We start from the raw sequence: 16,323 nt of genomic DNA on the forward strand, positions 1-16,323 counted from the left end.
ATATGGTATCAAAAAAACAGATAACTCGGGCATCCCCGCGAGCACCCGCAAGATTGCGGCGCGCTCGCTAGCGCTCAGACCCAGTGGGCAACGGTCCGTTTCTCAAAACTCTCCCGGAACTGGGCGGTGGTTTTGGGAAGTAGTTCGCCAGTCTCCCAGTCGAGGATCACGGCATAGTGCCGAACCGCATCGAGCGTATCGATCTCGCCGGAGCGGTATTTGCGCGCGACCTCCTCGGGATCCATGCGTGCCCAGCCCTTCCGTTCCGCCCGAATGTCGGCTCGGCAGGCTTCGGTTGCCGTCCCGTCGATTTCGTACTGGCACAGGTCGCGGTCGATTTCGCGGATGACCACCCCGTAGTCAGTCCTGGCGCGCTCCAGAGAAACGTAGTCGTCGATCACGTCCTCCATCACCTTGCGGGGCTCGCGCTCCAATGGATCGCCGAAACCGCCGCCGCCGGCCGTCGGACGAGCGAACTGGTCGCCTGTGTGGACGGAGTAATCGGAGAACACGGAGCCGAGCCAGATCTCGGTCTCTTCTCCGGCGCGCTTCATGGTCAAGCCGTGGGGCATCGACGGCAGCCCCCCTTCGACGCCCCAGACGACAGCGCGCTCACGGTCGCAAATATAGGACATGACGGCATTTTCAGCCTCAAGCAGCAACGAGGTCTTCTGCACGCCGACGCCGCCCCGCCATTTGCCGGGTCCGGCTGAATCCTGCTTGATCTGGAACTCGACCGTCCGAGTCGGATTCACCCGCTCGTTGCCTTCGTTCGGCTGTGACATCAGCCCGGTTCCGAAGCAGGCGGTGGTGACATCGGCACCATCCTTGCCGTTGCGCCCGCCCCAACCGCCAGGCAGCCATTCGTAGAACATGAAGATCGGCTTTTCGGGTTTGCGCGCGTCCCGTCCCCCGGCCAGCAGATATTCGAGGTTGAAGGCGCAGGCGATAGCGCGTTCGGGCATGATCTTCGACCACATCTCGAAGATCGCGTTCATGATCTTTTCGAACGGCATCAGGAACCCGGTTACCGCCACCGGCCATTCCGCGCTGACGATGCTGTTCTTTGGCGCGGTCACCTCGATCATCCGGTAAAACCCGCTGTTGAGCGGAAGGTCCGGAAAGAAGGTCTTCATGCCGGCGACCACGGCCGAGAAGGTTGCGCCCGGGGCGGAATTGTACATTGAGGCAATGGTCGAATGGCTTCCCGTAAAATCGTAATGGATCGTGTCGCCCTTGATCGTCATCTTGATGCGGATCGGGATCATGCCTTCGCCGGCACCGAGATCCCGGTCGATGTAGTCGACCGTCTCCCAGGTGCCGTCGGGCAGGTCCGCGAGACGCTTTCGCACGGCACGTTCGACGTAGTCCTGGACCTCCTCCATACCGCGCATGACTTGACCGCGGCCGTACTTCTTGACCAGCCGCAACAGTTCGCGCTCGGCAGCCAGCGTCGCCTGCGCCTGGGAATGGATGTCGCCGATGATCGATGCCGGATCGCGCGTGTTGGCCGCGATCATGTTGGCGACGTCGGAGCAGAAGCGGCCGCGCTGGAAAAGGCGCAGCGGCGTGATCCGCAGGCCTTCGCGGAACATATCGCGGGCGGTGACATCGAAGGAACCCGGCACCGAACCGCCGAGATCCGACCAGTGGCCGTTCGACTGTGAGAAGCCGATCAGTTTGTCTTCGTCGAAGATCGGCCGGACGAGCCGAACATCGCTGAAATGCGTACCCCCGGCATAGGGATCGTTGATTGCGTAGACGTCGCCGGGTGCCATATCGCCTTCGAAGACCCGGATCACCTCCTTGCATGTGTTGTGAAGCGTGCCGACATGGACCGCGATGTCGTAGTTGCCCTGGGCGACGGAGTTGCCATCGGCGTCGTGTAGGGCGTTCGAAAAGTCTCGGTTGTAGATGACGAAGGAATAGCAGGTGCGAAGCATCTGTTCGGCCATCTGGTCGACGGTGGTGATGAAGGAGTTCTTCAGCACCTCGAACGTTACCGGATCGAGGCCAGGGCTCGTTTCAATCAGCTTTGTCATGTCTCAGCCTTTCGTCACGATGAGAATGTTCAGGAAGCCGTCGACGGTCGCGCTCATCCCCGGCGGAACCACGGTGGTGGAATCGAATTGTTCGACAATGGCAGGCCCTGTGAAGGCAGCGCCGGCGCTGAGTTGGTCGCGTTCATAGACAGCCGCGTCATGAGATACGCCGTCGAACCAGACGCCGCGGCGGCCGAGGGGCTCGGGCACATGAGGCAAGACTTCATGCCGCGGTATCTCGGCTTTCGGGACGATGCCGATCGCCTTGACCGCGATGCGGAAGATCGACACCGGCGCCTCTTCGCGGCGGTAGTTGAACTCGCGTTCGTGCTCGTTGTGGAATGCCTCGATCAGCGAGCAGATGCTCTCGATCCGCGCCGGGGCTGACACCGCAAGCGAGCGCCACTGGCCCTGGTACATCATCTCGACCGTACGCTGCAGCGCCATGTCTTCGTGCGCCACGCCCTCGTGGGTCAGACGCTCAACGGCCTGTTCTTCCATCAGAACAAAGGCCGTCTGCATCTCGGCGGGCGAGACAGTCGAAGCATCGGCCATGAAGCTTTCGGAGAAATCATGCTGCACGTCGACGAGAAGGCAACCGAGCGCGGAGGTGACGCCGGGATTGGGCGGTACGATCACGGTTGGAATCGACAGCTCCTTGGCCACGGCCGCCCCGTGCAAAGCGCCAGCACCGCCGAATGCGACCAGTGCAAAGTCGCGCGGGTCATAGCCTCGGCTGATGGAGAGAAGCCGGACGGCATTGCCCATATTGGCGTTGGCGACGGCGATGATCGCCTCGGCCGCCTGGTGGAGTTCCATGCCGAAGGGTTCCGCCACCGTCTCCTGAACCGCTCGGGTGGCCAGAGCGGGGTCGAGCGTGATCTTGCCGCCCGCAAGGCTGGTGCCGAGACGGCCGAGCACGACATTGGCATCGGTATTGGTGGCAATGCGGTTGCCGTTCTTGTAGCAGGCCGGACCTGGAAAGGCGCCGGCGGACTGCGGTCCGTTGCGCAAGCTGCCGCCCTCGTCCTGCCATGCCAACGACCCGCCGCCAGCACCTATGGTCAGCACCTCGATGGAGGGGAAGCGGATCGGATATCCGAATTCGATGTACCAGTCTTTTGTGATGCGCGACTCGCCGTTCCATGCCAGCGAGACGTCGGTGCTGGTGCCGCCCATGTCGAAGCCGATCGAGTTCGGGAAGCCACAGAGATTTCCGATGAAGCGGCTTGCGATCGCACCGGCGGCGATGCCGGATCCCGCGAGCCGAGCCGAGAAATCCTTGACGCTCGCGGGCGTCATGACCCCGCCACCGCTGTGCAGCAACAGGAGGTCTCGTTTGTATCCGGCGGCCGCGAGCTTTTCTCCAAGACGCGACACGTAATCGACGACGACCGGGGCGCAGACGGCGTTGGCCATGGTGGTGGAAAAACGCTCGTGCTCGAAGATTTCCGGCATCACCTCCGAGGAGATCGAGACCGGCAGATCCGGCATGGCCTCCTTCAGGATCTCACGCATGCGGCGCTCATTGGCGCCGTTGACATAGGAGTTCATGAAGCAGACGGCGATGGACTTGACCTGCCGTTTGACGAGAATTTCCGCGACGCGATGAGCGGCCTCTTCGTCCAGTGCTTCCAGGATCGTGCCCTCGGCACTGACCCGTTCCCGGACTGTCAGCCGGTCGCGGCGCGGGATATAGGGCTTGGCGACATCCTTGTAGGTGTCCCAGAGGTCTTCCTTGTTGGCGCGGCGGATCTCGACAACATCACGGAAACCCTCGGTGCAGACCATTGCGGTGCGTGGCAGGCGGCGGGTGATCAGCGCATTGGTGGCGACCGTCGTACCATGAGAGAACAGCGTCACCTCCGAAAGATCGATGCGGCCCTGCTCCACGCCATTCATGATCGCCTGCATAGGATCGTCAGGCGTGGAGGCGGTCTTCTCGATGCGGATCGCGCCGCTATCTTCGTCCATGATGCAGATGTCGGTGAAAGTCCCTCCGACATCGACGGCAACTCTGATTCTGCTCATGACAGTTCCTTCGCGGGATATTCGCGGGCAAGGCCCGGCTTTCGCCGCCCTTGCCGGGGCGGCGTCGCAATAGATTATGGAATTGGCCCGGATTTCGCCGGGTCTAGTGCCGCTCTCTTGAGGTCGAAGCGCGGCCTGCCCGGTTCGCTGCTTCGCGACGGGTATCGGTCGGTGCGCAACCGAACCGCGTCCGGTAGTGCTTGCAGAATTGAGACTGGTCGGCAAAGCCCCAGCGGTAAGCAATCTCGGCAACGCTGCTGATGTTGGTCACCGACATCAGTTCCTCGGCGCAAAGTTCAAGCCGGGCGTCGCGGATGAAGCCGTTGATCGACTGGTTGCTGTCCTGAAAAAGAACCTGCAGGTAACGGAGCGAGATGCCGCAGGCATCGGCCACCGCCTGCGGGCCCAGGCCGGAATTCTTCAGGTTGTCGCGAATATACTGCTCGGCACGATGCAAATGGCCGGCCCGGATCGACGAGATGCTGCTGTCCAGCACGCGATCGTCGCTGACGATCGACAGGCACAGCATTTCCAGGATGTGCCTGCCCATCATCTCGCGAGCGACTTCAGTGATCTCATCGACATGGCCGATCGTGGTTCGCACCGTGTCGAGGAAGAGCGCGGCGACGCCTTGGGTCGCGTCGAAACTGAGTGCACTGAGCCGTTCGGCAGACCCGATCCGCGCGCGAACGCTCGATGACGGCACCTTCAGGACCCACAGCGCGTTTGGCTTGCCGTGCCAGAATTCGTAAGGCGCATCTCCCCTCTCGACGAGGAAGCCCCCTGGACTGCAATTGACGGTTCTCGACCCTTGCGAGAAATTCACCTCCGACATCTCCGGGATGGTGATGAGCAGGCTGGCGTCACGCTCGTTGAGGAAGTGGCGGCGATGGCGGCGATAGCTCACGGCATCGCAGCGCATTTTAGACACGCTGACGAGCCCAAGCGAGAAGGTTTCCAGCGTGCCGGAAAATTCGCGGCGGTTGCGATACTCGGTGTCGAGCGGAAAATAGGCTTCGGTAACAGCGGCTTGCCAGGCATCACCGCCTGCGGGACCGCCGATCGTATCGACGACGTATTTCATTCCCCGACCTTTCTGGTTGGCCCGGTTAGCCCGGTGTTTTTCTGAAGATTACAGGAATCTGCCTGCGCGTATTGGTCAAAAACGAATAAACTTATGTGGTCGGCTAGCCCAGACCTGAGCTCGCGACCAGCCTTGGGCGTGCAAACCGCCAGCCGACTTGGAGCCATGCAGTCTTTTCGCACACTCATTCAGGATAAGTTGTCGGCTTCCAGATGTGGGTGGAAATGATGTCCCGCAGTTCCGTGCGCACCGCCCGAAAGAGTGGGCGAAAGTTCGAGGACATCGGTCGCTGCGAGGAGGTCGCGAGGATCAGCTGTCGGGTAATCGGCGGGTCGAATGGCCAGACCTGGATGCGGCCAGCCTCGACAAGGAGATGCACGGAGGCATAGGGCAGAACCGTATAGCCAGTACCCTCCTCGACCAGAAGCAAGGTTGAAGGCATTGCCTCCAGTTCCATCTCGACACGCGGATAGATGCCATGCTCCGCCAAGGTGTTGTCGATAAGTCGCCGCAGCCCGTGTGGGCGGCTGGGCAGGATCATCGGCAGCTCGGCGAAAATGTTGAGGACGACCGGCCCGCGCGGCAGCACGCGCTCGGACAACACCGGTCCGATCAGAAACAGCTCGTCATCGGCCAGCGGTTCGGTCAGCACGGAAGGATGGTTCGGCGAATTGTAGAGCACTGCGGCATCGATGCGACCAGCAATCAGCCAGTCCAGGATATGGCCGCTGAAGCCTTCGATCACTTGCAGCGCGACATTGGGAAACTCGTTCTTGATCTTCTTGACCAGCGGCACCGTCAGCACGGTGCCGACCGAAGGCGGCACGGCCAGCACCAGTCTCCCCTTCGGCGAGGATTTGAGGTTTGAGACCGCATTCTGCGCCAGCCGCATCCGCTCGACGATCTCGTCGGCGTGGGCCTTCAAGAGCACGCCCGCCTCGGTCAGCACAACACCGCGGCCGTTGCGATAGAACAATTCGACGCCGAGCTCCTCCTCAAGTCCGCGAACATGACGCGTGACCATCGGCTGGGTAACGTTGAGGTCGAGCGCGGCCTTCGAGAAGCTGCCGGCCGCACCGACGGCGATGAATACCTGTAGCTGCTTCGTGTCCAACTCTCACCCCAACCGTCCGCTGCTGCAGAGCCTCCAGGCTGACCCGGTGGCGTCCGTGTCACATGCCGAACGGGTACTTCTGGCCTCGGACATTCAAGAACACGGCATAGACAGACGTTGTCGCCGTGATGAACAGCCGATTGTTGCGCGGCCCACCAAAGGCCAGGTTCGCAACCATTTCCGGCACCTGAATTTTCCCGATGAGCTCACCTTCGGGCGTATGGCACTGTACGCCATCCCATGCGCTGATCCAGAGATTGCCCATAACATCAAGGCGAAAACCATCCGGAATGCCAGGCGATATATCGGCGAAGATGCGGGAATTTACCAATCTGTCACCGTCAACGTCAAATTGCCTGACATGATGCGGGGCGCTGCGGTCGGTGAGGAAGCCGGAGTCTGAAATATAAAGACGCTTCTCGTCAAGCGAGAAGGCGAGCCCGTTCGGCATGGAGAAATCATCGGCAACGACGGTGATTGCTCCCGAGCCGGGATCGATCCTGTAGACGCGGCAGCCCGGTTGCTCCTGCAGACCCTTGCGCCCGACATAGTCTGAAATGATCCCGTAGTTGGGGTCGGTGAACCAGATGCTGCCGTCGGATTTGACGACCACATCGTTCGGCGAATTCAACGGCTTGCCATCGAAGGAATCAGCCAGCACGGTGATCGCACCATCCCATTCGGTGCGCACAACGCGGCGCTCCCCCTGCATGCAGGTGACCAGCCTGCCGTTGCGGTCGCGTGTATTGCCGTTCGGGTTGGAGACATGGCCACGGAAAAGCGAAACCGCCCCTGTCTCCTCGTCCCAGCGCAGCATCCTGTCGTTGGGGATATCGCTCCAGATCAGGGAGCGAAGATCGGCGAAATAGACCGGCCCCTCCGCCCAGCGATTTCCCGTATGGATGGTTTCGAGGAATGCGACCGGATCGATCAGGTCCCCAAACCGCGCGTCGATTATTTCGTAGCAGGACATCGACCGCCTCGCCTATGGCAGCCGGATCGCGACGGTCTTGGTCTCGGTGTAGAGCTGGAGCGCCTGCTCGCCAAGTTCGCGCCCCCAGCCCGACTGCTTGAAACCGCCGAACGGCATGGTGACGTCATTGAAGTTGTGGCAGTTCACCCAGACCGTGCCGGATTTGATCTTCGCGGCCAGCCGATGCGCGGCGCCCAGATTGTTGGTCCAAATCGATGCGGCAAGGCCATATTCCGTGTCGTTGGCGTCCTTGGCGAGTTTGTCCAAATCCTCGTCGTCGAAGGGCATCGCGCAGGCCACCGGCCCGAATATCTCTTCGCGGATCACCGACATGTCCGGCCGCGTCCGGGAAATGACCGTCGGCTTGACGAAATAGCCGGTGTCACCGGCCCGTGTGCCGCCGGTGACGATCTCGGCGCCGTCACTCCTGCCTTCCGAGATCAGTCGGGTGATGCGTTCCATCTGCTGCTGAGAGACGACGGGGCCGAGCTCGGTCGCAGGATCGAGCCCTGCGCCGAGCTTCAGCTTTTCGGCACGCGCCGCGATCCCGGACATGACCTTGTCGTAGATCTTCTTGTGAACGAAGAAACGCGTTCCAGCGCCGCAGCTCTGGCCGGCATTGAAAAATGCCGCGCTCGAGGCGCCCCCCACCGCCATATCGATATCGGCATCGCCCAGCACGATGGTTGGCGCCTTGCCGCCCAGTTCCAGGCTGACCTTCTTGAGATTGCCGGTCGCGGCGCGGGCGATCAACCGGCCGACTTCGGTCGAACCGGTGAAAGCCACCTTGTCGATATCGGGATGGGCCGCCATCGCCGCGCCAACCGTTTCGCCAAAGCCGGTCAGGATGTTGACCACGCCTTCCGGAAAGCCGGCGTCCTGAACCAGTCTGCCGAAATAGAGCGCCCCGAGCGGCGTCTGCTCGGCCGGCTTGAGCACGATGGTGCAGCCGGCCGCCAGCGCCGGCGCCACCTTCCAGGCGAGCATGCTGAGCGGGAAGTTCCATGGGATGATCTGGCCGACGACGCCGACCGGCTCGCGGCGGGTGTAGGCATGCCAGTCACCCGGTGCGTTGACGGTCATCGTCTCGCCATTGATCTTGGTGGCCCACCCCGCATAGTAGCGGAACGTCTCGGCCGTGAACGGCACCTCGCCGTTACGGGAATCGCCGATCGGCTTGCCGCTTTCATAGGAATTGAGCGTTGCCAGCATACCGACATTGGCATCAATCAGATCGGCGAGTTTCCAGATCAGCCTGGCGCGCTCGGCCGGCACCATTTTCGACCATGGACCGTCGATCGCCGTCCGGGCGGCCTTGACCGCCAGATCGACATCGGCGCCATCACCGGCCGGCACCTGCGCGATAACCCGGCCATTCGAGGGGTCGATGACGTCGAGCGACTGTCCGGAGGCCGCCGGCAGCCATGCGCTGCCGATCAGCATCGCATGCTTGCCACCGACGAACGCCGCCACCTTGGGATCGAGTGGTGGCACGGCATCGAGATGTATGTTCATGATTTCCTCCGAACGGTCTCTTCGATCAGCGCTGGACGAACGGCGCGGGAATGGAATTCCCGGCATCGATCCAGATGCTTTTTTCCTGAAGATATTCGTAGATGGCGGTCTGGCCGTTCTCGCGGCCAATGCCCGACTGCTTGTAGCCGCCGAACGGGGAGAGAGGACTGGTGGCGCGATACATGTTGACCCAGACCATGCCAGCCTCGAGCCGTTCCGGCAGGCGCATGGCGCGCCCCAGATTCTGCGTCCACATCCCGGCCGCAAGCCCGTAGATGGTGTCGTTGGCGATGGCCACCGCCTCGTCCTCGTCATCGAAGGGAATGATCGACAGCACCGGCCCGAAGACCTCTTCCTGGGCGATGCGCATGGACGACTTCACGTTGCCGAAGATCGTCGGCTCCACGAACCAGCCGTCGGCGATCGATGTGTCCTCGGGTATCTTGCCGCCGAGCAATTGCGCAGCGCCCTCACCGTTGGCGATACTGATGTAGTCGAGCACTTTGGCGCGCTGCGGCAGGGTGGTGATCGGACCGACCTGGGTCTCGGGGTCGAGCGGATCTCCGATCTTCGCGGTCCTGGCGAAGGCGACCAGCTTCTCCGTCACCTGGTCGTAGACCGAGCGCTGCACGAGTGCGCGCGAGCCGGCGATACAGGTCTGGCCGGTTGCGGCGAAGATGCCGGAAACGAGACCGGGGATGGCGGCTTCCATCTTGGCGTCAGCGAAGACGATGTTGGCGGATTTGCCGCCGAGCTCGAGCGTGACCTTCTTGAGCCCGCCGGCGGCAGCCTGATAGACGCGGCGGCCGGTTGCATCACCACCGGTGAATGCCACTTTCGCTACATCTGGATGCGTGACGAGGCGGTCACCGATTTCATGGCCGAAGCCGGTGACGATGTTGACGACGCCCTTGGGAAAGCCCGCTTTCTCGAAAAGCCGGCCGAAGAACAAGGCCGAGACCGACGAGAATTCCGACGGTTTCCAGACGATCGTGTTGCCGGCCGCGAGCGCTGGAGCAAGCTTCCACGTCGCCAGCATCAGGGGCGAGTTCCACGGTGTGATTGCGGCCACAACCCCGAGCGGCTCGCGGCGCGTGTAGTTGAACACGCCGGGCTTGTCGATCGGGATGACACGGCCCTCGATCTTGTCGGCAAGGCCGCCAAAGAAGCGGAACCATTGCGGAATGTATTTGCACTGCATCCGCATTTCATTGATCAGCTTGCCGTTGTCGCGGGATTCGAGAACGGCCAGGTTTTCGGCCTCCTCCGCCACGAGATCGGCAAAGCGCGTCATGATCTGCCCACGTGCGCTTGGGGTCATCGTGCGCCACTCGCCGCGGAAGGCGGCCGCGGCCGCCTGAACGGCCGCATCGACATCGGCTACCCCAGCGCGCGGAACGAGCGCCCAGGCCTTGCCTGTGAAGGGATCGAAGGATTCGAAAAAATCCCCCGACTGCGCGGCGGCCGGGCGGCCGCCGATCAGCATCGAGAGCTTTTCCGTGGCGAGCGGCGGACGGGTCGTCATGCTCCGACTTCCTGCATGGCTTCGCGCGCGAGCCGGAAGGCATCGACGCCGGCCGGTACGCCGGCATAGATCGCGACCTGCAGAAGGACTTCGCGGATCTCGTCCTTGGTCACGCCGTTGGTCAGCGCGCCCTTCACATGCATCTTCAGCTCGTGCGGACGATTGAGCGCGGAAAGCATGGCGAGGTTCAGCATGCTGCGCGTCTTCTTGTCGAGCGTGTCGCGGCCCCAGACGGCGCCCCAGCAATATTCCGTCACGAGTTCCTGCATCGGACGATTGAAATCGTCGGCGCTGGCGAAGGATTTCTCGACGAACTCGGCGCCCAGAACCGATTTGCGGATTTCAAAACCCTTGTCGAATACGTCCTTGCCCATTGGATGGTCCTTTCCAGTTGCTTGGGAGATCAAAGGCCGGGAGTCGGCCGGTACTTGCGGCCGCGCGCGATCACGTGGCCGAGCGAGCCGTTGGTCAGGTAGATCTGCGTCGCCTTGGAATCGTAGGGGACGTTCTCCTGGCCGGGGTAGCCGATCAGCTCGCGCACGCGCGGGCTCATATAGTAGGTGGCTATGGCAATCGTTGTGATCGCCGAGAAGGCTTCGCCGTCCTCCTTGTTGAGGCTTTCCAGGCGAGCTTCAGCGCCGGTGCCCGGATCGACCGCGATGCCGCGCGCAAAGCCCGGCTTCAGATCAACACGAAAATCCAACGACTTCTCGACATCGGCGTAGCCGCAGACGTCGCTGAACTTCGGCATCTTGCCATGCGCGGGGATCAGGAAGTCTGCCAGCGCAAGGAAGGCGTTCTCGTTCGACATGTCAGGCCACCTTCTGGTTGCGGCGCTCGCCGATCATGCGGCGTGTATTGCGCAGCGCGACGGCCATGATGGTCGCTGTCGGATTGGTGGCACCCGAGGTCGGGAAGGTCGAGGCATCCATAACGTAGAGATTTGGCACGTCGTGGCAGGCGCCCCATTGATCGACGACCGAACGCTTTGGATCGTCGCCCATGACGGTGGTGCCGATGAGATGCCAGCCCGATTCACGCACCGGCGTCGAAACCAGCGTCTCGATGGCACCGGCGGCGCGCACCGATTCCAGGCAGCGGTCAATGTTGAACTTGAGCAGCCGGTTGGAATTCTCGTTGACCTTGTAGACGATCTGCGGCGCCGGCAGGCCATCGGAATCCACCAGATCCTTCGACAGCACCACCTGGTTGCTCTCCTCCGGAAGATCTTCGCCGACGATGCCCCAGATCAGCGAGTGGCCGAAGCGGCGGGCCACATTTTCATGCAGGTTGGCCCCCCAGAAATCCTGGAACCGGCCGCTTTCGGCGACATAGACCTTGGACCCCGTCGCGCCGGACACGCCGACCGGTCCGCCCGACGGCATGCAATTCCATTTCGATCCGCGTACAAAGCCGCGACTTTCGTCGGTCTCGTAGAACTCCAGCGAATAGACCTGCTGGCCGAAGGGACCGCGCCAGGAATCGAGCGGGTCCTCATAGGATGCGAGTACGCTTGCGAAGGGATGCATCATCAGCCGCTTGCCGACCAGGCCGGAGGAGTTGGCGAGACCGTCTGGAGTTCTGGACCCTCCCGACATCAGCAGCAGCCGGGGCGTGCCGACGCCATTGGCGCACACGATGACCACCTTGGCGCGTTGGCGCCGGTCGCGCCCGTTCGCGTCGACATAGACGACACCGGTCGCCAGCCCCTGCTCATTCGTCTCGATTTCTTTCACGCGGGCACGGGTGACGAGCCGCGCGCCGGCCTTCAGTGCCAGCGGCCAATGCGACCGGTCGGTCGTGGATTTCGCGCCCTCCGGACAGCCGGTCAGACAGGTTCCACGGCGTACGCACGGATTGAGTTCGCCGAACTTCTCCGACGGGATGGCATTGCTACCCGGCCACCAGTGCCAGCCCATCTTCTCCATACCCAGCGCACCGCGCTGACCAACGGAGCCCATCGGCAGCGCCGGAAAGGGATAGGCCCCACGCGGCGGATAGGCCGGATCGCCAGCGAGACCGGAGACGCCCACCTCGCGTTCGATCTCGAGCTGGTAAGGCAGCAGGTCTTCATAGGTAAACGGCCAGTCCTCGGCCACGCCATCCATCGACCGCACGCGGAAGTCGGACGGCAGGAAATGCATCCACTGCGCGCCGTAGAGGGTCGCGCTGCCACCGACGCCGGCAAACATCAGCGGGTTGATATCCGTCGTCGACGTGTCGACGGGATAGTCGTTGGGATTGTCGCGGACGTTGGGATTGGGATGCCAGAGCTTGGTGCTGACAAGCTCGTGTTCCGGACGCGCGCCGGTATAATCGGCATAGTCCGGCCATTCGCCCTGCTCGAGCACGACGACGGAAATGCCGGCGCGCGCCAGATGAAGTGCGGCGACCGAGCCGGATGGGCCGGCCCCGACGATCACGACATCCACTTCCTCGTCGCGCCTTGCCCGTGCACCGCGATCCGCCAGAACTTCAACGGTCATTCTCTTCCTCCCTTGGGGTCCAACGGCAGCATCTGGTCAGGCGAGCCGCGTCCGGTAAAACGCCGCCGCGCCGATGATGATGACACCCTTGATGATGAGCTGCATCTCGATCGGAAATCCGAGCAGCAGCACGAGATTGTTGATCACCACCAGAACGGCCACGCCAAGCAGCGCCGCAAAGATGTTGCCGCGCCCACCGGTAAGCGCGACCCCGCCCATCACGGCGGCAACGATGGAGTCCAGTTCGTAGCCTTGGCCGACCCAGTTCGAAACGGTGCCGACATAGCCGAGCAGGAACAGTCCGCCTATTCCCGCGCAGACCGAGCAGATGACGTAGCAGAGGATGACCACGCGATCGGGCGCGACGCCGTTGAGGAACGCCGCCTTCGGATTGCTTCCGACCATGAATATCTCACGGCCGAGGCGTGACCGGTGCAGCACGATGCCGAACGCGATCGCCAGAAATGCCAGGGTGATCAGATTGACGGGAACGCCAAAAATCCGTCCGGAGGCCAGAAAGCCCATGCCCGGCGGCAAGGTGCTGATCGGCGCCCCGCCAGTATAGGCGAAACGGATGCCCTGCAGGATGATCATCATCGCCAGCGTTGCCAGAAACGGGCTGACATTGCGCTTGGCGACGAGCCAGCCATTCACCAGACCCACCGCGGCCGACAGGGCGATCGCGGCGATGAAGATCATCGGAATCGCCTCATTGGTCGTGGCTTTGAAAGCAGTCGCCAGCACGGCCACTGTCGCCATCAGCGAGGCCACGGACAGGTCCAATCCGCGCACCAGGATGACAAAGGTCTGGCCGACGACGACCATGCCAAGCGGTGCCGCGATCGTCAGCACATTGACCAGGTTGGCCGGCCGCAGAAAGGTCGGTGAAGCGAGAGCCGCAACGATCATCAGCACGGCCAGGAAGATCATCAGTCCGTAGCGCTCGAAGACTGACGCCATGGACATGCCTTGCGATCGCGGCATCGGGGTATCAAGAGGCGCCATCAATATCTCCGCCTTGTGGTGTGGATGCCGACCGCGATGATGATGATGAGACCCTGGATGACCCACTGGTAGTAGGACGAGACATTGACGAAGTTCAGCAGGCTGTTGAGCATGGTGACGAGCAGCACGCCGAGGAAAGTACCGAGCACGCCGCCTCTGCCGCCGGCCAGAATAGTGCCTCCGACCACGACTGGCATGACCGACTGCAGCGTCAGCGCGGCGCCGATGCGCGGGTCGCCAACGCCGGTGCGGGCGGTCAGGAAAATCGCCGCTATGCCGGCGCACAGGCCCGACAGCGCGTAGGCAAGCACCACGATACGATCGACCGGCAACCCGTTCAGCCGCGCCGCTTCCCGATCGCCGCCGACGAAGTAGATGCTGCGGCCCGTACGCGTGCGCTGCAGCCAAAGTCCGGCGAGCGCGAAAATCACCACGAGCACGATTGCACTGAGCGGAATACCGCCGACCTTTGCATAGGCAATATCCGCGAAGGCGCGCGGTACGGAGCCGCCGGGCTCCTTGCGGTACATCAGCGTTGCGCCGAAGATGATCGAGGACATGCCGAGCGTGACGATCAGGGGATGGACGCGCAACACGACCGTCAGCAATCCGTTGAGCGCGCCGACAGCGGTCGCGGCGAGCAATGCCAGCGGGAGTGCAAGCCAGACCAGATCCGGACGCCATTCGAGGAAGTTTGCCAGAAAGACGGTGATCGCACCGACCAGCGAGCCGATCGCCAGATCGATGCCGCCCATCAGCACGACGAACGTCTGACCCAGGCTGACCATGCCCAGCACGATGAGCTGCTGGAACAGATTGCCGATGTTGCGCCAGGTCAGGAACCGATCGGACAACAAGCCGCCGGCGACGGCAAGCAGTACCAGCAGCACTGCCACGATCAGATAGGAAAGCAACAGCCGGTTGCGGCGAAGATCCACCGTGATCGCGCTCATCCGACCGGCTCCGCTCGCTGATCCGTTTCCGCCTCGCGGTGCCCGACAGATCGCACGGCGAGATCCATGATCGCCTCCTCGCCGAGTGCATCGCCTTTGATTTCGCCGACGACGTGGCCTTGCGCCATGACGAAGACCCTGTCGGAGAGACCGACGATTTCGGGCAGCTCTGAACTGATCATCAGCACACCGACGCCAGAATCCGCCAGCCGGCGCACGATACGGTAAATCTCCACCTTGGCCCCGATATCAACCCCGCGCGTCGGTTCGTCGAGGATAAGCAGCCTGCTGGCGATCCGCGACCAGCGGCTGAACAGCACCTTCTGCTGGTTTCCCCCAGAGAGATTGCCGATCTTTACGTCAGGCGACGGCGTCGCGACCGAAAAATCCTGGATCTGCTGCATCGCCACAGCACGTTCCTGCTTCCTGTCGATCAGGCCATGTTTCGTTATGCTGTCGAGGTCGGGCGCCACGATGTTTGCGGAAATCGGCAGACCGAGAAACAGGCCGTCGTCCTTGCGGCTCTCGGTTAGAAAACCGAGCCCACGCCCTATCGAACCCTTCGGAAGCATTGTCTCGAATGGCTTGCCATCAAATTCGATCACCCCGCTCTCGACGGCGCGCGTGCCGAAGATAGCCTCGGCAACCTCCGTGCGCCCCGAACCGACCATGCCGGCCACGCCGACGATTTCGCCAACCTTGACGTTGAGGCTGACGTCGCGGACGCGCGGACCGGCCTTGAGATTGCGAACTGTGAGCACATCCGGGCCGCCCGCCGGTGCCGTACGCCGCGGCGGATAGATCTGGCTGAGCCGGCGACCAACCATTCGAGTGATCATCTCTTCACGCGTGAGCGCGCTTACCGGGCTGGTGCCGACGAGCTGGCCGTCCTTGAGTATGGTCACCATGTCGGCGATTTCGAATATCTCCTCAAGCCTGTGGGAGACGTAGACGATGCCGACGCCTTCGTTGCGCAGCCTGCGCATGTTCTCGAACAAAAGATCGACCTCGCGGCCAGCGATGACCGCCGTCGGTTCGTCCAGGATGAGAAGCCGTACCCTGCCGACCAGGGCTTTCGCGATCTCGACCATTTGCTGATCGGCAAGCGGCAATTCGTCAATCCTGGCGTGGGTTGGAATATCCACGCCGAGTTGCGCGAGGATTTCAGCGGCGCGGACGTGGCGGGCGCGGTTCGAAATGAGACCAAACCTGCCGCGGGGCTGTGTATCGACCAAAATGTTCTCGGCGACCGAAAGTTCGGGAAAAAGCGCAAGCTCTTGATGGATCACGTGGATGCCGGCAGCGCGTGCTTCCTTCGGCGACTGCCAGGAAACCGGCTTGCCTAGATAGGTCATGGTCCCGGAATTCGGTTTGGTCACGCCGCCCATAACGCGGATCAGCGTCGACTTGCCTGCGCCATTTTCGCCGAGAAGGGCGTGAATTTCGCCTGGCTGCACGGCGAAATCGACCTTGTCCAGGGGTTTGACTCCAGGATAGTCCTTCTCGATCTGGCTGAGCTCAATAACAGACGCTGACATATCCGGTGCTCGAACTGTTCAATGCACGTCCGGTGCACGCCCAGGATGGGCGCACAC

The 16,323-nt window shown here is 62.3% G+C and carries 13 protein-coding genes; all 13 read right to left on the reverse strand.

The window, feature by feature from the left end; genetic code table 11:
- Positions 1 to 74: 74 nt before the first annotated feature.
- The 13 genes from MESCI2_RS0109010 to MESCI2_RS01000000134500 all read right to left on the reverse strand — a co-directional run bounded on the left by MESCI2_RS0109010 (position 75) and on the right by MESCI2_RS01000000134500 (position 16,266).
- Positions 75 to 2,042, reverse strand: coding sequence for a hydantoinase B/oxoprolinase family protein (locus MESCI2_RS0109010; protein WP_027036300.1), 1,968 nt, complete (start codon positions 2,040 to 2,042; stop codon positions 75 to 77).
- A 3-nt stretch (positions 2,043 to 2,045) separates the two neighbouring features.
- Positions 2,046 to 4,073, reverse strand: a complete 2,028-nt coding sequence (locus tag MESCI2_RS0109015; protein ID WP_027036301.1) for a hydantoinase/oxoprolinase family protein — start codon at positions 4,071 to 4,073, stop codon at positions 2,046 to 2,048.
- 103 nt (positions 4,074 to 4,176) lie between these two features.
- Positions 4,177 to 5,157, reverse strand: a complete 981-nt coding sequence (locus MESCI2_RS0109020) for a helix-turn-helix domain-containing protein (RefSeq protein ID WP_027036302.1) — start codon at positions 5,155 to 5,157, stop codon at positions 4,177 to 4,179.
- 184 nt (positions 5,158 to 5,341) lie between these two features.
- Positions 5,342 to 6,271, reverse strand: coding sequence for a LysR family transcriptional regulator (locus tag MESCI2_RS01000000134495; RefSeq protein WP_050596508.1), 930 nt, complete (start codon positions 6,269 to 6,271; stop codon positions 5,342 to 5,344).
- A gap of 58 nt (positions 6,272 to 6,329) precedes the next feature.
- On the reverse strand, positions 6,330 to 7,244 hold the full coding sequence (locus MESCI2_RS0109030; protein ID WP_027036303.1) for an SMP-30/gluconolactonase/LRE family protein: 915 nt from the start codon (positions 7,242 to 7,244) through the stop codon (positions 6,330 to 6,332).
- A 12-nt stretch (positions 7,245 to 7,256) separates the two neighbouring features.
- Positions 7,257 to 8,759 carry an aldehyde dehydrogenase family protein gene (locus tag MESCI2_RS0109035; protein WP_027036304.1) on the reverse strand — a complete coding sequence of 501 codons (1,503 nt, stop codon included), beginning with the start codon at positions 8,757 to 8,759 and terminating at the stop codon, positions 7,257 to 7,259.
- A 25-nt stretch (positions 8,760 to 8,784) separates the two neighbouring features.
- Positions 8,785 to 10,284, reverse strand: a complete 1,500-nt coding sequence (locus MESCI2_RS0109040) for an aldehyde dehydrogenase (protein WP_050596509.1) — start codon at positions 10,282 to 10,284, stop codon at positions 8,785 to 8,787.
- Complete coding sequence (locus MESCI2_RS0109045; protein WP_024502390.1) at positions 10,281 to 10,658, reverse strand: carboxymuconolactone decarboxylase family protein; 378 nt, start codon at positions 10,656 to 10,658, stop codon at positions 10,281 to 10,283. The genes MESCI2_RS0109040 and MESCI2_RS0109045 overlap by 4 nt, the downstream gene beginning before the upstream one ends.
- 29 nt (positions 10,659 to 10,687) lie before the next feature.
- Complete coding sequence (locus tag MESCI2_RS0109050) at positions 10,688 to 11,095, reverse strand: hypothetical protein (RefSeq protein WP_027036306.1); 408 nt, start codon at positions 11,093 to 11,095, stop codon at positions 10,688 to 10,690.
- Between the two features lies 1 nt (position 11,096).
- The gene (locus tag MESCI2_RS0109055) at positions 11,097 to 12,770 is read right to left on the reverse strand and encodes a GMC family oxidoreductase (protein WP_050596510.1); all 1,674 of its coding nucleotides are present in this window, start codon (positions 12,768 to 12,770) and stop codon (positions 11,097 to 11,099) included.
- Positions 12,771 to 12,806: 36 nt separating this feature from the next.
- Positions 12,807 to 13,775, reverse strand: coding sequence for an ABC transporter permease (locus MESCI2_RS0109060; RefSeq protein WP_050596393.1), 969 nt, complete (start codon positions 13,773 to 13,775; stop codon positions 12,807 to 12,809).
- Positions 13,775 to 14,728, reverse strand: coding sequence for an ABC transporter permease (locus MESCI2_RS0109065; protein ID WP_027036309.1), 954 nt, complete (start codon positions 14,726 to 14,728; stop codon positions 13,775 to 13,777). Before MESCI2_RS0109065 ends, MESCI2_RS0109060 begins: the two co-directional genes overlap by 1 nt.
- A complete protein-coding gene (locus MESCI2_RS01000000134500; protein WP_050596511.1) occupies positions 14,725 to 16,266 on the reverse strand; it encodes a sugar ABC transporter ATP-binding protein in 1,542 nt (513 codons plus the stop codon). The genes MESCI2_RS0109065 and MESCI2_RS01000000134500 overlap by 4 nt, the downstream gene beginning before the upstream one ends.
- Between the last annotated feature and the right edge of the window lie 57 nt (positions 16,267 to 16,323).

It is taken from the genome of Mesorhizobium ciceri WSM4083 (genome assembly GCF_000519305.1).
Classification (GTDB): Bacteria; Pseudomonadota; Alphaproteobacteria; order Rhizobiales; family Rhizobiaceae; genus Mesorhizobium; species Mesorhizobium ciceri_B.